At 59.7% G+C, this 22,046-nt stretch carries 22 protein-coding genes; 19 read left to right on the top strand and 3 right to left on the bottom strand.

Features of this window, described 5'->3' with window-relative positions:
* The first annotated feature begins 43 nt into the window (after positions 1–43).
* From UP10_RS13570 to UP10_RS13510, 13 genes are all read left to right on the top strand, one after another.
* Complete coding sequence (locus UP10_RS13570) at positions 44–2,035, top strand: conjugal transfer protein TraG (RefSeq protein ID WP_044587825.1); 1,992 nt, start codon at positions 44–46, stop codon at positions 2,033–2,035.
* Positions 2,036–2,039: 4 nt separating this feature from the next.
* Positions 2,040–2,465, top strand: a complete 426-nt coding sequence (locus UP10_RS13565) for a CopG family transcriptional regulator (RefSeq protein WP_044587824.1) — start codon at positions 2,040–2,042, stop codon at positions 2,463–2,465.
* Between the two features lie 249 nt (positions 2,466–2,714).
* The gene (trbB, locus tag UP10_RS13560) at positions 2,715–3,635 is read left to right on the top strand and encodes a P-type conjugative transfer ATPase TrbB (RefSeq protein WP_197086805.1); all 921 of its coding nucleotides are present in this window, start codon (positions 2,715–2,717) and stop codon (positions 3,633–3,635) included.
* A gap of 50 nt (positions 3,636–3,685) precedes the next feature.
* Positions 3,686–3,958, top strand: a complete 273-nt coding sequence (locus tag UP10_RS13555; protein ID WP_245305483.1) for a TrbC/VirB2 family type IV secretion system protein — start codon at positions 3,686–3,688, stop codon at positions 3,956–3,958.
* The gene (locus tag UP10_RS13550; RefSeq protein ID WP_044587821.1) at positions 3,958–4,221 is read left to right on the top strand and encodes a VirB3 family type IV secretion system protein; all 264 of its coding nucleotides are present in this window, start codon (positions 3,958–3,960) and stop codon (positions 4,219–4,221) included. The genes UP10_RS13555 and UP10_RS13550 overlap by 1 nt, the downstream gene beginning before the upstream one ends.
* A 10-nt stretch (positions 4,222–4,231) precedes the next feature.
* Positions 4,232–6,673 carry a conjugal transfer protein TrbE gene (gene trbE, locus UP10_RS13545; protein ID WP_044587820.1) on the top strand — a complete coding sequence of 814 codons (2,442 nt, stop codon included), beginning with the start codon at positions 4,232–4,234 and terminating at the stop codon, positions 6,671–6,673.
* Positions 6,670–7,401, top strand: coding sequence for a P-type conjugative transfer protein TrbJ (trbJ, locus tag UP10_RS13540; protein ID WP_044587819.1), 732 nt, complete (start codon positions 6,670–6,672; stop codon positions 7,399–7,401). Before trbE ends, trbJ begins: the two co-directional genes overlap by 4 nt.
* The gene (trbK-alt, locus tag UP10_RS13535; protein ID WP_044587818.1) at positions 7,401–7,781 is read left to right on the top strand and encodes a putative entry exclusion protein TrbK-alt; all 381 of its coding nucleotides are present in this window, start codon (positions 7,401–7,403) and stop codon (positions 7,779–7,781) included. Before trbJ ends, trbK-alt begins: the two co-directional genes overlap by 1 nt.
* A 3-nt stretch (positions 7,782–7,784) precedes the next feature.
* Positions 7,785–9,044, top strand: a complete 1,260-nt coding sequence (gene trbL, locus UP10_RS13530) for a P-type conjugative transfer protein TrbL (protein ID WP_044587817.1) — start codon at positions 7,785–7,787, stop codon at positions 9,042–9,044.
* Entirely contained in the window at positions 9,044–9,727 is a 684-nt protein-coding gene (gene trbF, locus UP10_RS13525) for a conjugal transfer protein TrbF (protein WP_044587816.1), read from the top strand. Before trbL ends, trbF begins: the two co-directional genes overlap by 1 nt.
* A gap of 2 nt (positions 9,728–9,729) precedes the next feature.
* Positions 9,730–10,758: a P-type conjugative transfer protein TrbG gene (trbG, locus tag UP10_RS13520; RefSeq protein WP_502692183.1), complete on the top strand. Its 1,029-nt coding sequence runs from the start codon at positions 9,730–9,732 to the stop codon at positions 10,756–10,758.
* Positions 10,755–11,984, top strand: coding sequence for a TraB/TrbI/VirB10 family type IV secretion system protein (locus tag UP10_RS13515; protein WP_044587815.1), 1,230 nt, complete (start codon positions 10,755–10,757; stop codon positions 11,982–11,984). The genes trbG and UP10_RS13515 overlap by 4 nt, the downstream gene beginning before the upstream one ends.
* Positions 11,977–12,195 (top strand): DUF2274 domain-containing protein, encoded by a 219-nt coding sequence (locus UP10_RS13510; protein WP_044587814.1) that lies wholly within the window; start codon positions 11,977–11,979, stop codon positions 12,193–12,195. The genes UP10_RS13515 and UP10_RS13510 overlap by 8 nt, the downstream gene beginning before the upstream one ends.
* Here the strand turns inward: UP10_RS13510 and UP10_RS13505 are convergent.
* Positions 12,192–13,139 (bottom strand): LysR family transcriptional regulator, encoded by a 948-nt coding sequence (locus UP10_RS13505; protein ID WP_044587813.1) that lies wholly within the window; start codon positions 13,137–13,139, stop codon positions 12,192–12,194. The two genes, UP10_RS13510 and UP10_RS13505, sit on opposite strands and share 4 nt — an antisense overlap.
* A gap of 278 nt (positions 13,140–13,417) precedes the next feature.
* On the opposite strand from UP10_RS13505, the gene UP10_RS13500 reads away from it, so the two are divergent.
* Positions 13,418–13,897, top strand: a complete 480-nt coding sequence (locus UP10_RS13500) for a RidA family protein (protein ID WP_082077093.1) — start codon at positions 13,418–13,420, stop codon at positions 13,895–13,897.
* 133 nt (positions 13,898–14,030) lie between these two features.
* On the opposite strand, the gene UP10_RS13495 is transcribed toward UP10_RS13500, so the two are convergent.
* Both UP10_RS13495 and UP10_RS42055 read right to left on the bottom strand, forming a co-directional pair.
* Positions 14,031–14,759, bottom strand: coding sequence for an MBL fold metallo-hydrolase (locus UP10_RS13495; protein WP_044587812.1), 729 nt, complete (start codon positions 14,757–14,759; stop codon positions 14,031–14,033).
* Positions 14,760–15,101: 342 nt separating this feature from the next.
* A complete protein-coding gene (locus UP10_RS42055) occupies positions 15,102–15,689 on the bottom strand; it encodes a TetR/AcrR family transcriptional regulator (protein ID WP_050043660.1) in 588 nt (195 codons plus the stop codon).
* Between the two features lie 472 nt (positions 15,690–16,161).
* Here UP10_RS42055 and UP10_RS13485 point away from each other — a divergent pair, with 472 nt between their 5' ends.
* The 5 genes from UP10_RS13485 (at position 16,162) to UP10_RS13465 (ending at position 22,045) form a co-directional block, all read left to right on the top strand.
* Complete coding sequence (locus UP10_RS13485; protein WP_283807650.1) at positions 16,162–17,838, top strand: FAD-dependent monooxygenase; 1,677 nt, start codon at positions 16,162–16,164, stop codon at positions 17,836–17,838.
* A gap of 41 nt (positions 17,839–17,879) precedes the next feature.
* Positions 17,880–18,512: an NAD(P)H:quinone oxidoreductase gene (gene wrbA / locus UP10_RS13480; RefSeq protein ID WP_044587811.1), complete on the top strand. Its 633-nt coding sequence runs from the start codon at positions 17,880–17,882 to the stop codon at positions 18,510–18,512.
* A 75-nt stretch (positions 18,513–18,587) separates the two neighbouring features.
* Entirely contained in the window at positions 18,588–20,150 is a 1,563-nt protein-coding gene (locus UP10_RS13475) for a class I adenylate-forming enzyme family protein (protein ID WP_044587810.1), read from the top strand.
* Between the two features lie 175 nt (positions 20,151–20,325).
* A complete protein-coding gene (locus tag UP10_RS13470) occupies positions 20,326–21,003 on the top strand; it encodes a TetR/AcrR family transcriptional regulator (protein ID WP_197086800.1) in 678 nt (225 codons plus the stop codon).
* A gap of 121 nt (positions 21,004–21,124) precedes the next feature.
* Positions 21,125–22,045, top strand: coding sequence for an SDR family NAD(P)-dependent oxidoreductase (locus UP10_RS13465; RefSeq protein WP_044587865.1), 921 nt, complete (start codon positions 21,125–21,127; stop codon positions 22,043–22,045).
* The last annotated feature ends 1 nt before the right edge of the window (position 22,046 follow it).

Below are 22,046 nucleotides of genomic sequence, written 5' to 3'. Positions count from 1 at the left end.
CCATCGTTTCCACAAAGCTTAATCACAGACAAGGACGTTCGCCATGTCCGCGACCAAAATCCTCTGGGGCCAGATCACCGTCGTCTTCTTGATCGTGTTTCTCACGATCTGGGGCGCCACGCAATGGACGGCGTGGCGGCTCGGCTTCCAGCCGGAGCTCGGCCGGCCCTGGTTCGAACTCGCCGGGATGCCGGTCTATTATCCGCCGGTCTTCTTCTGGTGGTGGTACATCTACGACGCCTACGCGCCACAGGTCTTCGTCGAGGGCGCCTATATAGCCGCGTCCGGCAGCTTCATCTCGATCGCGGCGGCGATCGGCATGTCGGTCTGGCGAGCGCGTGAGGCGAAGAATGTCCAGACCTATGGTTCGGCGCGCTGGTCCGAACCGCGTGAGGTGAGGACAGCCGGGCTGCTTGGGGCAGATGGCGTCGTGCTCGGCAGGCTCGGCCATGACTATCTCCGTCACGACGGCCCGGAGCATGTGCTGTGCTTCGCGCCGACCCGCTCCGGCAAGGGCGTCGGCCTGGTCGTGCCCTCTCTCTTGACCTGGCCGGGCTCCGCGATCGTCCACGACATCAAGGGCGAGAACTGGCAGCTCACCGCCGGCTACCGCTCGCAGCACGGCCGCGTGCTGCTGTTCGATCCGACCAACGCCAAGTCGTCGGCGTACAATCCGCTGCTCGAGGTTCGTCGCGGCGAATGGGAGGTGCGTGACGTCCAGAACGTCGCCGACGTGCTGGTCGACCCGGAGGGATCACTCGACAAGCGGAACCATTGGGAGAAGACCAGCCATTCGCTGCTCGTCGGCACGATCCTGCATGTCCTCTATGCCGAGGTGGACAAGACACTGGCCGGCGTCGCCGCGTTCCTCTCGGATCCAAAGCGCCCGATCGAGACGACGCTGCAAGCGATGATGACCACGCCGCATCTCGGCGAGAAAGGTCCGCATCCCGTCGTTGCCTCGACCGCGCGCGAGCTGCTGAACAAGTCCGACAATGAACGATCGGGCGTGCTTTCCACTGCCATGTCTTTTCTCGGCCTCTACCGCGATCCCGTCGTCGCCGAGGTCACGTCCCGCTGCGACTGGCGGATTGCCGACCTGATCGCCGATCCGCGGCCCGCGACGCTCTACCTCGTGGTGCCGCCGTCCGATATCTCGCGGACCAAGCCGCTGATCCGCCTCGTGCTGAACCAGATAGGCCGCAGGCTCACCGAGGATCTGCATGCGAAGGATCGCCGTCACCGCATCCTGATGATGCTCGACGAGTTCCCGGCGCTCGGCCGGCTCGACTTCTTCGAATCCGCGCTGGCCTTCATGGCAGGTTACGGCATCAAGAGTTTTCTGATCGCGCAATCACTGAACCAGATCGAGAAGGCCTATGGCGCCAATAACTCGATCCTCGACAACTGCCATGTCCGCGTTAGCTTTGCCACCAACGACGAGCGCACGGCGAAGCGTGTCTCCGATGCGCTGGGTACAGCGACCGAGATGCGCGCCATGAAGAACTATGCCGGGCACAGGTTGAATCCGTGGCTTGGTCACCTCATGGTCTCGCGGCAGGAGACGGCAAGACCGCTGCTCACGCCGGGCGAGGTGATGCAGCTCCCGCCCACGGACGAGATCGTCATGGTTGCCGGTACGCCGCCGATCCGGGCGAAGAAAGCTCGCTATTACGAGGATCACCGTTTCACCGAACGGGTGTTAACGCCGCCTGATCCCGCGAAATCCGGACGGACGCCACGGACGGACGGATGGTCGGTGCTGAAGTTGCAGATGCCGGACGCGGCGTTGCTCGCAGAGATCGAGCGGGCGGAAAAGGATGCCGCCAACAGCGGCTTGCGCCGCGAACCCGAGCTGCCCGATCATGTCGCAATAGCCAAGGAGACGACCGGCCCGAGGCCGGCGGAAGAGTTTTCCATTGTACTCGACGACGAGTCGGACGATGCCGCCGGTCAGGCCCGCATTCTGCGCCGGCAGATGCGTGGCATCGCTCGCCAGGTCTCGCTCGACCCGAATGATGGCATGGAGTTGTGAGACCGTGCGGGATCGGATGAATGTGTATTTTCCGCCAGAGCTTCTGAGGCAGATTGCCGATCTTGCCGACCGCAAGAAGCTTTCCCGATCGGCAATCGTCGAAGCAGCCGTCGCCTCGTTCTTATCGCCGGACGGGGAGGACAGGCGCGAGGCGGCGTTTGCGCGCCGTCTCGATCGGCTGTCGCGACAAATGCAGAGGCTGGAGCGGGATGTTGGCCTTACCGCCGAAACGCTGGCCTTGTTCGTCCGCTTCTGGCTGACGATCACGCCACCCCTGCCGAACGATGCGCAGGCGGCCGCTCAGATCAAGGGCCGCGAGCGTTTTGAAGGTTTTATCGAGACCCTTGGCCGCCGCTTACAGAAGGGCCAGAATTTCCTACGCGAGATCCCGGACGACGTTGTGAATGAAAAACCGGATGACCGGAGCTGATGGACTTCTCAGAAGCTAGAATCTTCAGGGCCAAGAGGTCGATCGCGGAGTCTTCGGTACCACTCATCTCGCCGAGTCTTTCTCTTTCTACGCCAATCTACGATCGTCTTGGGAGCGTTGTTGCGCCAAGCCAATTCCTGCCTTTTCTAATCATCCTCATCTGAGGGCGCTTTTCACGCGGCCTCATTGGTGGGGGCGGCAGTGGTAATTCATTCGGCTCAAGCAGAGGCGATCTCGCGCGGCGCGCGGATGCTCCGTAGCGCGCTCGGCCCGGCCATTGCGCGATACCTGGAGGACGCCTCGGTCGTCGAGGTCATGCTCAACCCCGATGGCCGGTTATGGATCGACCGGCTGTCGAGCGGCTTGACGGACACAGGAGAGAGCCTCTCGGCCGCTGACGGAGAACGCATCGTTCGGCTGGTGGCGCATCACGTCGGTGCGGAAGTACATGCTGGTGCGCCGCGCGTTTCCGCTGAACTGCCCGAGACCGGAGAGCGCTTCGAAGGTCTGCTGCCGCCGGTGGTCGCGGCCCCGGCCTTTGCTATCCGTAAGCCAGCGGTTGCGGTCTTCACGCTCGACGACTACGTCGCCGCCGGCATCATGACCTCGGATCAGGCTGAGGCCTTGCGCAGCGCCGTCGCCGAACGCAGGAACATTCTGGTCGCTGGCGGTACCTCCACCGGCAAGACCACGTTGACCAACGCCCTTCTTGCGGAAGTCGCCAAAACCTCTGACCGCGTCGTGCTGATCGAGGATACGCGCGAACTGCAGTGCAAGGCGCCGAACCTCGTGGCTCTACGCACCAAGGACGGCGTGGCCTCACTGTCAGATCTCGTGCGGTCGTCACTTCGTTTGCGACCGGACCGCATCCCCATCGGCGAGGTGCGCGGCGCCGAAGCGCTCGACCTCCTCAAGGCGTGGGGCACGGGCCATCCCGGTGGCATCGGTACCATTCATGCCGGGACCGCGCTCGGCGCACTACGCCGGCTCGAGCAACTCATTCAGGAAGCGGTCATCACCGTTCCGCGCGCCCTGATCGCTGAAACCATCAACATCGTCGCCGTGCTTGCCGGCCGCGGCGCGGATCGTCGTCTTACCGAACTCGCCCGCGTCACCGGGCTCGGACCCGCCGGCGACTACAGCCTTTCATCAGCAGGAGACCAAATATGAGACCACGATCATCTCATTCTCTACGTGCCATGTCGCTCAGCGTATCAGGCATGGTTCTATTCGCTGCAGCTCCGGCTTGGGCTGCCGGCTCCAACATGCCGTGGGAGCAGCCGCTCAATCAGATCCTGCAATCGGTGGAGGGGCCGGTCGCCAAGATCATCGCGGTGATCATCATCATCGTCACGGGTCTAACGCTCGCATTCGGCGACTCCTCGGGCGGTTTTCGCCGGTTGATTCAGATCGTGTTCGGCCTGTCGATCGCCTTCGCCGCGTCGAGCTTCTTTTTGTCATTCTTTTCGTTCGGCGGCGGGGTCTTGATCTGATGGACGAGCCCGTTGCTGGCTTTGTCGCGCCCGTGCATCGCGCGCTGACCGAACCGATCCTGATGGGTGGCGCACCCCGGGCGGTCGCCATCGTTAATGGCACGCTCGCAGCCGCCCTTGGTCTCGGTCTGCGGCTCTGGATCGCAGGTCTCTTGCTCTGGGCGATCGGCCATGCGGCCGCGGTCTGGGCTGCCAAGCGTGATCCCGCCTTCGTCGATGTGGTGCGCCGTCATCTGCGCATTCCCGGTCATCTCAGCATTTGAGTTCAAGGTCATGATGAATATTGCCGAATACCGCCGCTCAAACACCCACCTCGCGGATTTCCTGCCTTGGGCCGCATTGGTTGGGGAGGGCGTCGTCCTCAACAAGGACGGCTCATTCCAGCGCACCGCAAGGTTCCGCGGACCGGATCTCGACAGCGCAGTGCCCGCCGAACTCGTCGCCGTCGCTGGCCGCCTCAACAGCGCCTTGCGCCGTCTCGGTTCGGGTTGGGCCGTTTTTGTCGAGGCTCAGCGCCATGCTGCATTCCGGTATCCGGCAAGCACGTTTCCGGATGTGGCGTCCGCCCTGGTCGATGCCGAGCGGAAAGCCCAGTTCGAGGAGGCGGGAGCTCACTATGAGTCGAGCTATTTCCTCACCTTTCTTTATCTGCCGCCGGCCGAGGACGCCGCGCGGGCGGAACGGTTTCTGTATGAGGGCCGCGATCGAACCGAGAACGCCGATGCCCGCGAAGTGTTGCGCGGATTCGTCGACCGCACCGACCGGGTGCTCCAGCTGGTCGAGGGATTTATGCCCGAATGCGCCTGGCTGGATGACCCGGAGACGTTGACGTATCTGCACTCCTGTGTGTCGACGAAGCGCCACCGCGTTCGGGTGCCCGAGATCCCGATGTATCTCGATGCGCTGCTGGCGGATCAGCCGCTGACCGGCGGCCTCGAGCCGATAGTGGGTGCGTCGCATCTGCGCGTTCTTACTGTCGTCGGGTTTCCGACCGCGACGACGCCCGGGATGCTCGACGAGTTGAACCGTCTGGCATTTCCGTATCGTTGGTCGACGCGTGCGATCATGCTCGACAAGACGGATGCCACGAAATTGCTGACGAAAATCCGCAGGCAATGGTTCGCAAAGAGAAAGTCAATTGGCGCCATCCTCAAAGAGGTGATGACGAACGAGGCATCGACCCTGCTCGACACCGACGCTCACAACAAAGCGATGGATGCCGATGCCGCGCTCCAGGAACTTGGCTCCGACCAGATCGGCGAAGCTTATGTCACGGCAACTGTCACCGTGTGGGATGACGACCCGCGCGTGGCCGATGAGAAGCTGCGTCTGGTTGAAAAGACGATCCAGGGTCGCGACTTCACCTCGATGACTGAGACGGTGAACGCTGTCGAAGCCTGGCTCGGCAGTTTGCCGGGACATGCCTATGCCAATGTCCGGCAACCACCGGTCTCGACCCTCAACCTGGCCCATATGATTCCGCTATCAGCGGTCTGGGCCGGAGAGGTGAGGGACCATCACTTTGCGGCACCGCCTCTGCTGTTCGGAAAAGCCGAGGGTTCGACCCCGTTCCGGTTTTCTCTCCATGTCGGTGATGTCGGTCATACGCTGGTGGTTGGCCCGACCGGCGCCGGGAAATCGGTGCTGTTGGCGCTGATGGCGTTGCAGTTCCGCCGCTATCCGGGGTCGCAGATCTTTGCCTTCGATTTCGGCGGATCGATCCGGGCCGCTGCTATCGCCATGGGTGGCGACTGGCACGACCTTGGGGGCGCGCTGTCGGACGATGCGTCAGAGGCAGTCGCGCTGCAGCCGCTGGCCTGGATCGACGATGCCTCAGAGCGCGGTTGGGCGACGGAGTGGATCGCCGCGATCCTGACGCGGGAAAAGATCGAGATCACGCCGGAGGCCAAGGACCATCTGTGGTCCGCGTTGACGTCGCTGGCCTCGGCTCCGATCCAGGAGCGCACGCTGACAGGCTTGTCGGTGTTGCTCCAGTCGAGTGCGCTGAAGCGGGCCCTGCAACCTTATTGCCTCGGCGGGCCCTACGGCCGGTTGCTGGATGCCGAACTCGAGCGCCTCGGCGAAGCATCGGTTCAGGCTTTTGAAACCGAAGGATTGATCGGCACCGGCGCGGCACCCGCGGTACTTGCCTATCTCTTCCATCGCATTGGAGATCGTCTCGACGGTCGCCCGACCCTGCTCATCGTCGACGAAGGCTGGCTCGCGCTCGATGACGACGACTTTGCCGGACAGTTACGCGAATGGCTGAAGACGTTGCGGAAGAAGAACGCCTCCGTCATCTTCGCGACGCAGTCACTCTCGGACATCGACGGCTCAGCGATTGCACCTGCCATCATTGAGAGCTGTCCGACCCGCATATTGCTGCCGAACGAGCGCGCCATCGAACCACAGATCATGGCGATCTATCGCCGCTTTGGTCTCAACGACCGGCAGATCGAACTGTTGAGCCGGGCAACACCGAAGCGCGACTACTACTGCCAGTCCCGCCGCGGTAACCGGATGTTCGAGCTGGGTCTGGGCGAAGTCGCGCTCGCATTTACTGCGGCTTCTTCCAAGATCGATCAGGTCTCAATCGAACGCCTGCTCGCTGAACACGGTCGCGACGGCTTCGTGCATGCCTGGCTACGGCATCGTGACGCTTCTTGGGCCACGGATCTGATCCCCAATCTGAGCAATCTGGAGCCATCGTTATGAGACGTCTTTGCGTTCTTGCGGCGGCGAGCGCTGTCGCATTGTCGCTTGCTGCCGTGTCGCCGGTATCTGCGCAGTGGATCGTCTTCGATCCAAACAACTATGTCCAGAACGTCCTGACGGCGGCGCGCGAGCTGCAGCAGATCAATAATCAAATTTCATCGCTGCAAAACCAGGCACAGATGCTGATCAATCAAGCGAAGAATCTGGCCAACTTGCCATACTCGTCGCTACAGCAACTTCAATCGTCGATCCAACGTACCCAGCAGTTACTCGCCCAGGCGCAACGCATTGCCTACGACGTGCAGCAGATCGACCACGCGTTCTCGACCAATTATGCGCCGGCGACGAGCAGCCAATCCAATCAAGCACTCATCACCAACGCGCAATCACGTTGGCAGAACTCGGTCGCCGCGCTGCAGGACGCCTTGCGTGTTCAGGCCGGCGTTGTCGGCAACCTCGACACCAACCGCACCCAGACGTCGGCGCTGGTGACTTCGAGCCAGAGCGCAAGCGGCGCTCTGCAGGCGACACAAGCCGGCAACCAGATCCTTGCGCTTCAGACTCAGCAACTCGCCGATCTCACGGCGACCGTTGCAGCGCAGGGCAGGGCGCAAAATCTTGAATCGGCTCAACGCGCGGCGGCGCAGGATCAGGGCCGCGAGCAGCTGCGGCGGTTTCTGACCCCGGGCCAAGGCTATCAATCCTCAAACGTGCAGATGTATCATTGATGAGCGCGTTCAGAAGGTTCATGCGACTGCCAATTATCGCGGCAGCCGGATCCGTGATGCTGGTGATGGCGGCATGCGCCATCCAGCTCCGGGGTGATGGCGACGAAGCGGCGTCGAACTCGGCGGGCCCACAGACCGCGGGCAGGCTCGCTTCCAGCCTTGCGCGCTGCCAAACGGTTAAGCCGGAGCAGACGGCGACCTACGATGACTGCCGCCGGATCTGGGCTGGGAACCGCCGGCGGTTTTTCGGTCGGAAGGGAAGTGCGACAGCTCCCGCTGGCAGTGATGCACTCTCCAGCCAACCGTCTGAGTTACCGCCAAAGGATCAGAGTCGGATGCCGCAAGGTTATCCGTCGGTGGCCCTCCCGGAGAACGAGTAAGCCATGACCGGCACCGGCGTGATCGATCAGTTTCTCGATACCTTTACCCGCTACATCGATTCTGGCTTTGGCCTTCTGGGCAGCGAAGTCGGCTTTCTTGCAACGACGTTGGCTGCCATCGACATTACCCTTGCGGCGTTGTTCTGGAGCTGGGGAACCGATGACGATCTGATCGCACGGCTCGTCAAAAAGACGCTGTTCGTCGGCGTCTTCGCCTATCTGATCGGTAACTGGAATAATCTTGCCCGTATCGTGTTCGAGAGCTTTGCCGGTCTCGGGCTGAAAGCCTCCGGTACAGGCCTGTCATCCGCGGATTTCTTGCGGCCGGGTCGAATCGCCCAGGTTGGCCTCGATGCCGGCCGGCCGATCCTCGACTCGATCTCAGGTCTGATGGGTTACATCAGCTTCTTCGAAAACTTCGTCCAGATCGTCGTCCTGCTGTTCGCCTGGGTCGTGGTGCTGCTGGCCTTCTTCATTCTGGCAATCCAGCTCTTCGTGACCCTCATCGAGTTCAAACTGACGACGCTTGCTGGCTTCGTGCTGATCCCCTTTGGTTTGTTCGGCAAGACAGCATTTGCGGCTGAGCGTGTGCTCGGTAACGTCGTCTCGTCGGGCATCAAAGTCCTGGTTCTTGCCGTCATTGTCGGCATCGGCTCGACTTTGTTCTCTCAATTCACGTCTGGGTTCAACGGGGGGCAGCCGACCATCGAAGACGCTATGGCATTGGTGCTCGCGGCATTGTCGCTACTTGGTCTCGGCATCTTCGGTCCTGGGATCGCGAACGGCCTGGTGTCCGGCGGACCTCAACTCGGGGCAGGAGCCGCGGTCGGAACTGGACTTGCAGCGGGCGGCATTGTTGCCGCCGGCGCGGGCTTGGCTGCAGGCGGTGCTGGTCTCGCCGGTGGAGCGCTGGCGGGAGCCGCGCGGGGCGGCGCCGCGCTTACAAGTGGTGCGACTGCGGCTTATCGCAGTGGCGGCCTCAGCGGTGTCGCCGATGCCGGGCTCTCGGCAGTGGCAAGCCCGCTGCGTCGGGCCGCGGCAACTCTCAGTAACAGCGCTCAGTCGGCTGGGCAGGCGCCAACCACAGCGGGCGCCGGTACCGAGACCGGCAACACCGCACCGGATGGTCCGCCCGATTGGGCGCGGCGCATGAAGCGTGCCCAGACCGTCAGCCATGGCGCATCAGCCGTTACCCATGCCGTTCGCTCGGGCGACCATGGCGGAGGCGGCGCATCGATCGATCTCTCTGAAGGAAACCGCTGATGTTTAAACGTTCCTCCGTTCACTACGGCCGCAGACCAGAGCCGGTCACACCCTATCAGAAAGCAGCGCAAGTCTGGGACGACCGTATCGGGTCAGCCCGCGTGCAGGCAAAAAACTGGCGATTGATGGCATTTGGATGCCTCGCGCTGTCGACGGGTCTTGCCGGCAGTCTTGTCTGGCAATCGACCCAAGGCACGATCACGCCCTGGGTGGTCGAGGTCGATCGTCTTGGCCAGGCACAGCGAGTGGCACCGGCCAACACAGACTACCAGCCGACAGATCCGCAGATCGCCTATCACCTGGCGCGATTCATCGAAGATGTCCGGGGCCTGCCGGCTGACGCCATCGTGTTGCGTCAGAATTGGCTGCGCGCTTACGACTTTACGACCGATCGTGGTGCTACCGCTCTTAATGACTACGCGCGCACCAACGACCCCTTTGCCAGGCTCGGCAAAGTGCAGGTCTCGGTCGAGGTATCGAGCGTTATTCGCGCATCGACGGAGAGTTTCCGGGTGGCGTGGGTTCAACGGGCCTACGACAACGGATCTCTCAGTTCCACCGAGCGCTGGACGGCCATTCTCACCGTGGTGATCGAGACGCCGCGCGATGCCGATCGGCTGCGTAAGAACCCCCTCGGCGTCTACGTCCACGCCATCAACTGGTCGAAGGAGCTTGGGCAGTGAATATGTTATTTCGCAATATGGCATCTCCGCGCCGTGCTTCATGCAGTCGCTCCGTTTCACTCAGATCAGATGGTTTCGCGTTCCGAAAGGCGATACTTCCAGCACTGCTGCTTTGCGCTTCGGCCTTGGGTGGCTGCTCCACGTTCACGCCGCCCGAGATCAGCTACGATAGTGATGTTCCGCCATTGCCTCCGCCACCCCTACCTGCCGATGACAAGCCGCGGCCGCTTCATGTCCCGCCACTGTGGAAGCCGGCCCTGGGCGGCAAATCCGGTAGTAAGGAGGAGATCGAGCCGGTAAGCCGGGTCGAGACGGCGAACAGCGCGGCTCGGGTCGAACCGCGCAAGAAGGGATATTTTAACGCCGCACAGGTCTATGCCTACAGTCCGGGTGCGCTGTACCAGGTTTACGCCGCGCCCGGACAAATTACAGACATCGCGCTCGAGGAAGGCGAACAACTCACGGGATCGGGCCCGGTCGCGGCGGGCGACACCGTTCGTTGGGTGGTCGGCGATACCGAAAGCGGCAGCGCAGATACCCGCCGCGTCCATATTCTGGTGAAGCCCACGCGCGCTTCGATCGAAACCAATCTCGTCGTCAATACAGACCGTCGCACCTACCTGATCGAGCTGCGTGCCCGCGAAAAGCCCTATATGCCTTCGGTCGCCTGGTACTACCCGGAGGAGCGGTCGGGTAGGGTGCGGTCCGTGCCTTTGACGCCGGTGCTACCCGATCCGACGCAGCGTCGTTTCCGCTATGCCATTGAGGGCGACGGTCCGCCCTGGCGGCCGCTGACCGCTTATGACGATGGACGCAAGGTCTATATCGAGTTCCCGCAGGGCATCGTTCAAGGCGAGATGCCGCCTCTCTTCGTCATTGGCCATGACGGCAAGACCGAGATCGTGAACTACCGCGCCTATGGCAACGTCCTCATTGTCGACCGGCTCTTTGCGGCCGCGGAGTTGCGGCTCGGGGGCGAGCACCAACAGAAAGTCCGGATTGTCCGGACCGATGGGAGGTCGTCGTCATGAGCACCCTTCCGAGCGATGACACTAACGAGCGGCCCAGTGAGCCGAACAGGTCGGAAGAATTGGCGCACGGGTTCCGGTTGAGGGCAGATCATCCCCGCGTCACGCGGCTGTCCCGTAAGGTCCTGGCGGGAGGGACCGCCGTTGCATTGGTTCTTGTTGGGGGTGCCGTGGTTTGGGCTCTGCAAAACAACCGCGCCCGCGGACCCGCGCCAGACGAACTCTACAGCACCGATCATCATAACGTCGCTGATGGCCTCGCCGGATTGCCGCGGGACTATGCTGGCGTTCCGCGTCAAGTGCCCTCGCTTGGCCCACCGCTTCCTGGTGATCTCGGCCGACCAATCCTCGCCGCTCAGGGACAGCCGCCAACCACAACCACGACGGGCCTCGATCAGGAGCAGCAGCGTCGTGACCAGGAGACCGAAGCCGCACGTGTCAGCCGTGTGTTCGCCTCCACCAATGTTCGTGAGACGATGCCCGCTGCAGCCCAGGCTTCGAGTGTCGACCGAGCCGCCCCATCGTCCATGCCGGGAACTGACGACGGCTTTGCGCAGAACGGCCAAGATCGCAAACTTGCCTTCGTCAATGCGTCGGTCGATCGCCGCACCACGAGCCCTGACCGCGTCACGAAGCCGGCTTCGCCGTATGTGGTTCAGGCAGGGACGGTTATTCCCGGAGCTCTCATTACCGGCATTCGCTCAGATCTGCCCGGGCAGATCACGGCGCAGGTGACCGAAAATGTCTATGACACACCCTCCGGTCGCTTGCTGCTAGTCCCGCAGGGAGCTCGTTTGATCGGAACCTATGACAGCCAGATCGCTTTCGGTCAGTCACGGGTACTGCTGGTCTGGACGCGCTTGATAATGCCGAACGGCCGCTCGATCGTGCTCGAACGCCAGCCAGGCGCGGATTCAGGAGGCTACGCTGGTCTGGAGGACGAGGTCGACAATCATTGGAGCGCTCTCTTCAAGGCGGCACTCCTGTCTACGTTATTAGCAGTCGGCAGCGAAGTCGGGGCCGGCTCCGACACCGGCAACAACGGCGACATCATTCAAGCCCTTCGCCGCGGATCGAGCGATAGCCTAAATCAGACTGGCCAAAAGATTGTTCAACGCAATCTTAACATCCAGCCAACGCTGACGATCAGGCCGGGATTTCCGGTGCGCGTCATCGTCAATCGCGACCTCGTTCTCGAACCATACAGAGGGGGACGCAATTATGGCTAAACTCAAGATTGGAACACTGCCCGACAATAAGCCAGTCAAGGTCAGCCTTGAGTTGCCAGCTTCCCTACATCGAAATCTGGTTGACTACGCGAAAGTCCTCGCACGTGAATCCGGTCAGCCCATCAGCGATCCGGTCAAGCTGATCGCGCCTATGTTGGGGCGATTTATGGCCACTGACCGGGCGTTTGCGAAGCTGCGGCGCGAGACCTAATCGCGAGCAGCAGCTGGAGGGTAACGCTCAGCCAGCAGCTTTAGAAGGTTGCTCAGAGCGGGGTTCTCGTTGTCGGCGCGCCAGTGAGCGGAAAAGTCCATTCGGCTGCATCCCGTCCCGTCTCGCAGTTCACGGTATGCGAGGCCTGCCCCACTATCTGATTCCATGACAAGACTAACTCCGAGGCCCATGCTCACGAGACTTTTTATGATGCCGCGACTTACGTCGTGTCGCTCGATTCTTGGTCTATCTTCGGAAGACAATAGCTTGGAAAGAAGAAGGTCCTCAAGTTCGCGTCCTGGATCATACTGGCTTAAGAGAACGGTTTCGCTACGGAGGTCCGTCCAATAGACCGTCTCGCGGGCCGTCAATGCATGATTTTCGGGTAGTGAAAGTAGAATCCGTTCGCTCCAGAGCGAAAGAATTTTGCAGTCCGTCGATCGAATGCGGTCGGGGCTGATAACAACGTCGACTGTGCCATTGCGAACCGCGCTCACGAGGCGGACGCGCGAGCGTTCGACCGTGGCCAACTCGATCTGCGGAAATCGCTTCCGGAATTCGACCAACGTGGCGCGCAAACTTCCCGCAGAGATCGAGGTATAGAAGCCTATCGAAACGCGGCCTGTTTCTCCGCGTCCTCCATGTCGACTGGCCTCTAGCAGTGCGTCGACCTGCTCCACGACCAGTCTTGCCGTGCGTAGGACCCCCTGGCCAACTAGCGTGGGCTTTATGCCTCCACTCGAACGCTCAAATAGTGCCACGCCGATTAGGTGCTCGAGTTGGCCGATCGAGCGGCTTAGGACCGAGTGTCGAACGGAAAGAGTATTTGCTGCTTTCCGAATGCTGCCGCAATCGCTTGCGGCCACAGCAAAACGCAAGCACTGCAAATCTATGGCGGGAGGCCTCGACTTACGTCGATTGTCTTTGGGATAGTTAATTTCCATCGTGCTGATAACTGGCTGACAAAACAATACGAGCCTACTTCCGCGGTCTTGGATGAAAAGACGTGATTGCAACCTTTTTCTCAAATTCAAGAACGATCGGTTGGCGCCGGGGGCTGCCTCGAAAGAACGGGCCCCGTCTAGCGTCCGGGTAATTGGTTAGCGTTTTTTCGCAAATGGTTGTTGCCCAGGCATCATTCTGCCTCTCTCATTCACCGGTCCGCTGTTGCAACGCGGCTCCGGGCTCTAGAGGAAGTGAAGCGCACTAAGGGAGATGGAGGATGCTCGTCCGTATCACGGCGTCGCTGATGATGTTCGCGCTATTGGGTTGCGCGGACGCTTCGGCGCAAGCCCAGGCAGATTTTAAGAAGGAAAACTTCAACTACAGTGAATGGACCAAGGGCAAGTTCTCGGAGGTCGTGACCATCACAAACGCCAGTAAGCTCATTTTCCTTTCTGGAACAGGTGCTGAGCGCGAAGGCGACGGAGAGATACTGTTTCGCGACGACTTCACGGGGCAATGCAACTACGCATACTCAAAGATCAAGAAGGCGCTGGAGGCTCAGGGCGCCACAATGAACGACGTGGTACGGATTGTTACCTACACCACTGACGTAAGGTTCTTTCGGGATGCGCTAAAGTGCAGAGCGGAAGCCTTCGGGAGTGCTCCAATCCCCGCTTCGACTTTCTTGGTCGTCAGTCAGCTCGCGTGGCCGTTCATGAACATAGAAATCGACGTAACGGCTGCTCTTGGAAAATAGCGCTCGGCCTTCTTTCGACGACTTGGTCATGACGGACAGTCAGATCGCCCGGTGACGACCAAAGTCCGTACCGCAGCGAAAAGACGCGATGTGCCATTGACGGACCTCGGCGCGGTCAAGGTCGAAGTCCCATCTATCTAAGTGCCATACGCAGCCGCGCCTCGAAGTGATCGGCGAGCGAGTGTATCGCCCCCTCGGCGTCGCCGGAAAAAGACGAGCCGTGCATGATGGCCAGAGTTTTCGGCTTCAACGCCGCCAACCCGCGAATATTTGGCGCAGTAGTGGGGCCGAGGCTCGTCAAATTAAAGAAGTCTTCTGCTATCATGGCGGGCTCGACGATATCGCTCTCGGTCAGCGCAGGACCGTCTCCAAGACGGGCGAAAAGGTCCCCACAAAAGAGCGTTTTTGTAACCTCTTCGTAGATCACGCCCGCGTCCCAACCGTGTGGCACATGTGGCGTGTCGATGTATCGGATGCGCTTCCCACCAATGTCGACGACCTCTCCGTTGGCAAGCGAACGAGGCGCCCGATCGGCCATATCGGCTATGGAAATCCTGCAGCCCATCACGCCATGCATGATCTCCGCATGAGGAGCGGCTGCAAGCCAATCGTTCATCGAGCCACATTCGTCCGCTTCGAAGTGGCCGAAGCTAAGCCAGCGGATGCGATCGGTGGGCATGATCGCGCGTATCGCACCTGAGACGATAGGAAACATCTTTCTGAGCCCGCAGTGGAATAGCAATGGCTCATCGCCAGCAATCAAAAAGTGATTGAATGTAAATCCGGCGCCTCCCCCGGCGTGGGGTACGAAAACCGACACGCGATAAATCTGCTCAGCGATTTCGTCGGTTCTAACATCCATACTCAGTCCTCCGTCATTCGTTGGCGTAATGCTCGGGTGGTCCGTCACCGGTTGAGTTTTGCTGAAAACAGGTGGTCGCTCAAGGTGGCCTTTGATCCGGGCAATGTCTCTCCTTAAGTTCTCATTCGCAACTGGGTCGAGCCAACGGCAAGTCCGGCGATCCGCTGGCGCCGCCAAGGCGGTCGAAAATGCAGAGCATTAGTGGATCCGCGACGGACGTGATTCAAGCCCGAACCTAGAACCTCGAATGATGCGCCAGGAGCTCAGCGACATGGTCCTGCGTTCAGGCGCACCGTGGAGCCACCTATCGCCGGACGAGTGAAAATGAGACGAAAAATCAACCTATTTGTCGCGAACAAGGATCCCGTTGAAGAGCATATCAATAATCGTGTCCGCCATTTCGCTTATTGCATGCGCTTTCGTGAGATCAATCCGGTACACTTGATCGACCATCGCCGCCAGACAGAACGTGAAGGCGGACGCCGACACGAGGGTGTTGGTCATCGCGAACAGCGGTAGCTTCTTGATCGCTCCTTCATCGATGCCGGCCTGCAATATCTGATCGAAACCCTTTAGCCCTCTCTTCAAATAGCGATCAACAAGCCAAGTCAGCCTTTCACTTCGCGAAAGACTTTCATGGATCACGATGCGGGAAAAATCCGGATCCGCCGCGCTCATGAGTATGAAGCGACGCGTCAAGACTTTCAGTTTGGATACCGGATCAAGATCTTGGAGCTCACCTCGGCTGGCCGGAAATCGGGCCTCAAGATCGAGCATGAGCTTATCGATGGCGGCCTTCCATAACAGATATTTGGAGCCAAAGTGGTAATGGATCATCGACTGGGTCAGGCCGGCAGCCTTGGCAACATCACCGGTCGAGACGGCTTCGAAGCCTCTCTGAGCAAAGGCATGTGTCGCGACAACGAGCAATCGATCTCGAGGATTGCGCGTGCTGTCAGGGCTTGCGGTCGCCCTTGCAGATGGACGCTTAGACTTGGCATTTCGTTGCGGCAACGAGATAATCCGTTCCGAGTGTCCAGCGCGCCGAGCGCAAGTGACCTGTTGTCGACATAAAACCAGTGATGCTCGAGCATCTTCGCTTCACTGTCCCACTTCGTGGTCAAGCTGAAAAGAGGCCACGACGAAGTGCTTAACATGCCTTGAATGGTTAGGTGTGACAAGCCGGGCCCGTGCACAGAACCGTTGCCGGAAAGTCCCTGGCTGTTCGGCAAGATCGTCGTCGACTTGCGGTTTTGCGCCCCCACGGGAGCGGGTTGCTGATTTCAACTCGATAGTGAACCAGGCAAGCCAGCCCATAAATGCCCCGAGCGCAAAAACAAATTGACCGAATGGGAAAATCGATATATCGAACTGCGGCGATTAGCGCAGGCGAAGCTTGTACGTGCTAGGAGTTAGAAGGTTGGGCGAACCCGCGGTACTTATTGTCGGTGGAAGCTTGGTGGGGTTGGCGACCTCCATGTTCCTGGGTAGTCATGGCGTGGATTGCCTAACGGTAGAAAAACATCGCGGCACAGCTATCCATCCTAGGGCCGGCTTTTTCCAACTCCGTACTCTCGAGTTGATGAGGGAGGTGGGGATCGAGGAGCGTGTGATCAAAGCGGCGTACAAAAAGTACGATCCGAATGGTGGCTCGAACGCGGTTGAGACGCTTGCAGGGCGCGAAATCGTAAACTACGCGCCCGATATCAATCAAGGCATTGAAGACATTAGTCCCGCTAGGCGCCTGTTCATGCCGCAACAGGTGCTCGAACCGATTTTGCATCAGCGGGCCACGGAGTTCGGATCCCAGTTTCGGTATTCGACCGAGCTGGTTGACTTCTCACAGGACGACACAGGTGTGAGCGCGATCGTGCGGGATGTCGACTCGGGCGTCGAAAGCACGATCCGGTCTCAATATCTGGTTGCGTGTGACGGCAACCGCAGCCCCATTCGAGAGAGGCTCGGTATATCTATGCGGGGTTATCCCGTGATGTCGCAAAGCATAACCATCTATTTTCGCGCAGATTGCGCGAACGCCCTTCGCGGGCGGAATTTGGGGGTCATATACGTCAACAATCGGAACGTGCGAGGGTTCTTTCGACTGGAGAAGACTGGCCTTGGCGGATTCCTGGTCGTATTCACGGCCGGTGACATTAATGGTCCGAATGCGCGAAACGTAGCGGAAGGGATAACGATAGAGAAGGCCGCCCAATTGGTGCGAGATGCCGTTGGTGAGCCAGGCCTCGAGGTTGAAGTCGAAGACGTGGCGAAGTGGACTGCAGTCTGTCGAGCCGCCGAATCGTTCCAAAAGGGGCGCATCTTTATTGCCGGCGACGCGGCGCACACGATGACGCCAACCGGCGGTTTTGGTGGCAACACAGGAATTCAAGATGCTCACAATATCGCGTGGAAGCTTGCGTATGTAGCGCGCGGTAGAGCAGGCCAACGGCTCTTAGACACGTATACGGCGGAGCGGCAGCCAGCCGGAATGCAGGCAATCGAGCAGGCCTACACGCGATACGTCACCCGCTCGGATCCCGACTTGAAAGTCGGAGAAGTAAAAAGAGCCATTAATCCCTTGCACGTCGAATTCAACCGCTACCGGTCGGATGCGGTGATCCCAGATGCAGCCCTTGTTGATGACGGGGCCATCGACATAGATCCGCGCAAGTCGCTCGGTCGGCCGGGGACGCGCGCCCCACACGTCGAGTTGAAGCAAGGCGAGAAAATCATCTCGACGCTGGATCTGTATCGCGGTCAATTTGTGCTGATGACCGGACATGACGGATCGGCCTGGTTGGGGGCGGCCAAAGTCGCAGGTGGAAAAGTCGGCATTGAAATTGCTGCGCATGTGGTTGGGCGGCCTGGATCTTCTTCCGAAATTGTGGACCTTCCGCCACATCGACGACGACTATCCAGCCTGTTCACAGTGCCGTTCAACAGAGCCCACGGTATAGACCCATCAGGTGCAGTGCTTGTACGACCGGACGGGTATGTCGCTTGTCGTTTGGCGCATTTTGATGAGAGCGCGAGCGTCGAAAATCTCCTGACTTCTCTCAATTCCGTTCTTTGCCGCTAACCGCCCATTTGATTCGGCGTTGAACTCGTGAGGTGATTGCAGTGGCTACAAAGATTCAAGTCGTGTTCTACAGCATGTATGGCCACATTCATAAGATGGCGGAGGCGATTGCTGCGGGCGCTCGTGAAATAGAGGATACAGAGGTATCGCTTCTACAGGTTCCTGAGCTGGTTCCTGACGACGTGCTATTGGTTAGTGGCGCTCGAGACACGCGGGCTGCGTTTGCGGATGTGCCGTATGCGGAGCCTGCCAAGCTCGCGGGTGCGGACGCGATCATCTTTGGAACGCCAACGCGCTTCGGTAATATGTGCTCACAGATGCGTAATTTTCTCGACCAAACCGGACCACTTTGGGTCACTGGTGCCTTGATCGGGAAGGTGGGCAGCGTATTTACCAGTGCGGCCAGCCAGCACGGCGGTGTGGAGTCGACGATCCTGGGATTCCACACGACGCTCCTCCATCATGGGATGCTAATCGCTGGCTTGCCTTATTCTGACGGTCGGCTGATCGAGATGGATGAGATCACCGGAGGTAGCCCTTACGGCGCGTCCACGCTGACGCGAGGTGATGGCTCACGGCAACCAAGCGCGAATGAGCTAGAATTGGCTCGCTTTCAGGGCATGCACGTTGCCGATATTGCGCGGCGGCTGAACGGTAGTCATTGGAAGAACTGACCCTCGAAGATCGAGCATCCTTGTTGATCGGCTGATTGATGCTGACGTTATTCGACCTTTGGGAGGAGGCATGCGGTGGCTTTGACGACGGCACTTCGCCGGGCGAGACAAGTCAATGGGGGCGGGACGGCGATCGCCGCGGCAAACGAGACGATCACATGGTCGGAGCTGTGCGAGCAGGTGGCGTGCCTGGCGGCAGGTTTACGGGACTGCGGGGTGGAATCCGGCGACCGTGTCGCAATTCTATCGCTAAACCGCCCCGAAGTCTTAAAGGCCCAATATGCGGTGTTGTGGGCCGGCGCTATCTTGGTGCCCCTGAACTTTCGGTTTGCCCCAGCCGAGTTGGCCCATGCGATCTCAGTTGCGGGCGTCAAGCTCTTACTAGTTGATCGCTTCTTTCAGGAAACGGTGTCGAACGTAGCGCGCGATACCGGAGTTGAGGTGCGCTGCTTGGAAAGCGGTGCCGGGACGGCTTACCCGTCCCTGGCGGGCAGCGACCCTATCGAGGATCGTAGTACCGGCAACGCGTCAGACGTTGCGGGTATCTTCTTCACGGGAGGGACAACCGGCCTTCCGAAGGGAGTGGCTCTAAGTCATCAAAACATTCTCATCCACGTGCTCGAGATGCGGCAGGCGCTGGAGTATTGTGCGGACAGCGTCTATGCCCACATCATGCCAATGTTCCATCTGGCGGACTTCGGGATGGGCCACGCGCTAACGCTGGCGGCCGGCACGCACTGTTTCCTTGAGCAGTTCAGTGCCGAGGCTTCATTGCACCTCGCGGCGACGCGCGGAGTGACGCATCTGTCCTTGGTGCCGACCATGATTGCCCTTTTGCTGGACGAAATTGAGCGATCGCTTATGCCGAGCGACGAGGTCGCATCCTTTGCCGCACTAGAAATGATTACGTATGGTGCCGCTCCGATTTCGCCTCCTTTGCTGGATCGCTTGACGCGCCTGTTGCCGGGGGTAAGGCTTCGTCAGTTCTACGGAATGACGGAGACCTGTGGCGCCTGCGTTACGCTTGCTCCCGAATTTCATAGTGACCAACAGCAGTCCCGCGGTCGCATGCGTTCGGTCGGTCAACCCATGGCAACCGCCGAGGTTAGGATAGTTCGCGAGGATGGTCGTCCCTCTTTCACGGGAGAAGCCGGCGAAATCCTCATTCGCGGACCCCAGGTGATGGTCGGATATTGGAACGACCTGCCTGGCACAGCGCGTTCTCTGCGCGACGGTTGGATGCACACGGGAGACGTCGGCTTGATTGATGGTGACGGCTTTGTGACGCTTCTCGACCGCAGCAAGGACATGATCATCTCCGGCGGAGAGAATATATTCTCGAACGAAGTAGAGAATGCTTTGGCAAGCCATCCCGATGTCCTTTCGTGCGCGGTCATCGGTGTTCCCGATCCGCAGTGGGGGGAGCGGGTACATGCAGTCGTGGTTACCGCCCCCGGTCGGTTTCGCGATGGTCTGCCCGAGGATATCCAACTGCACTGTCGGCGCCTAATTGCCGGGTATAAAATCCCGCGTAGCTGGGCGTTTCGGGATACTCCGCTTCCACTAAGCGGAGTAGGGAAGGTGTTAAAGCACCAACTTCGGAAGGAGTTTCTCGATCTTGCTGGCGAACCACGGTAGACTGCGGTCTGTGATTCCGCCCCAAGCCACGACCGCATTTCCTTCGGGGTATTGCGTGTGCATCAAAATTTCTGGAAACTCTGATCTTGGGCGGGCAGGCGCCCGCCAAACGCGGGAGCGTCTGATCATTGAGAGGGGGTAGTTTTTTGTGAGATCGGACAGCGGTAAGAGGAGAGTGAAGCGACCAGCCGCATTGTCCCGCAAATCGACTAAGTCGGCTGCCAGTAGCAGGCCGCCAAAGGACGAGGCTGCGACCCCCTCTCGCGAAAAACTTCTCCAAACCGCCATTAGGCAATTCGCCAAACTTGGCTTTGACGGCGTCTCGACTGGCGAGATCGCTGCAGCCACGGGCTTTTCGCAGGCGATTATCCATTACCATTTCGGATCGAAGGACCAGTTGTGGCGCGAGTCCATGACCTATCTAATGCATGACCTGGACGCGCGGTTTCCACTAAACCTCAGCGAACTGCGCGATTTGGGGCCGCTCGAACAGCTCCGCGTAATAGTGAGGCGGTTCATCGCGATGTCTGAGTATAGTACCGAACTGTCGAGCATCCTCATTCGGGAATCGATTGCCGACAGCGACAGGTTAGAATGGCTGGTAAGGCGGCACTTTCAGAAGCGGATCGATGCACTCGACAACATCGTGAAATCGACCGTAGCTGCTGGTTTGGCGAAGGAACTCCCCACGTTTTTGGTGACCCAGGGGATACTGCTTGCCTCTTCGTTTCTCTTCTGCCTCTCCCCCTTGATCCGTCTGGCGCACGGGGTTGATCTCAAAGATGCCAAGGTAGCCGCTGCAATTCCTGACGAGCTGCTGGATTTCTTTCTCTACGGCCTGTTGAAACGCTAGGCGACGCAAGGCGCTGGCGGAGATAGCGAGTTGCAGCAAAAACTGGTTGATCAAGTAGGAAAATTGATTGTATTAATTGGGGGCGGCCTCGAACGCGTCGCTAATTTGAATGAGGGACGGGATGGAAGGCGAAAGACTTGCTGGGAAAGTCGTGATCGTCACCGGCGCCGGGCGTGGCATAGGACGCGAAATCGCGCTTTTTGCCGCGAAGCAAGGGGCTCGTGTTGTAGTCAACGATCTGGGCGGGGAGTCCGGCGGCGGCGGGGGCGATGCCTCAGTTGCGCAACAAGTAGCAGATGAGATTGTGAAGGCAGGCGGGACCGCGGTCGCCAACACCTACAGCATTTCGACCGAACGAGGAGCGCAGTCGATCGTTCAAGATGCGCTTGACACCTTTGGCCGCATCGATGCCGTTATCAATAACGCGGGTATCCTGCGCGATCGCATGTTCCACAATATGACGGATGAGGAGTGGACGTCGGTCATTCAGGTTCATCTGTTTGGCTATTTTTACGTTTCCCGGGCTGCCGCACCCCATTTCAAGGCGCAAGGTAGCGGCTCTTATGTCCACTTTACTTCTCCTGCGGCTCTGATCGGCGCGATTGGCCAGGCTAACTACGCCGCGGCAAAGATGGGTGTGGTTGGCTTGTCGACTGGGATCGCATTCGATATGGCCAGATACAACGTAAGGTCGAATTGCATCGCACCTTCGGCGTGGAGTCGATTGCTTGCGGCGGTTCCGGTCCGATCGGAAGGAGAGGCAAGGCGCGCTGCTATGTTCCAGGAAAAAATGGGCCCCGAGAAGATCGCGCCGCTCTGCGCATTCCTCGCGAGCGATGCCGCCGGAAGCGTGTCGGGCCAAGTATTCAAGGTGCGGGGAAACGAGATCTTCCTCATGAGCCAGCCGCGGCCCATCCGGTCCGTGCACCGGGATGCCGGATGGACTATGGAAAGTCTCGAGGACACGATGCTTCCGGCCATGTCCCCATCGTTCTTCCCGCTCACGTCGCACCTCGACGTATTCAGCTGGGATCCGATCTAGG

Origin of the sequence: Bradyrhizobium sp. LTSPM299, from assembly GCF_000938235.1 — a bacterium.
Taxonomy (GTDB): Bacteria; Pseudomonadota; Alphaproteobacteria; order Rhizobiales; family Xanthobacteraceae; genus Bradyrhizobium.
The sequence above is the reverse complement of the archived record's forward strand: the minus strand, read 5'-3'. Positions and strand labels throughout refer to the sequence as shown.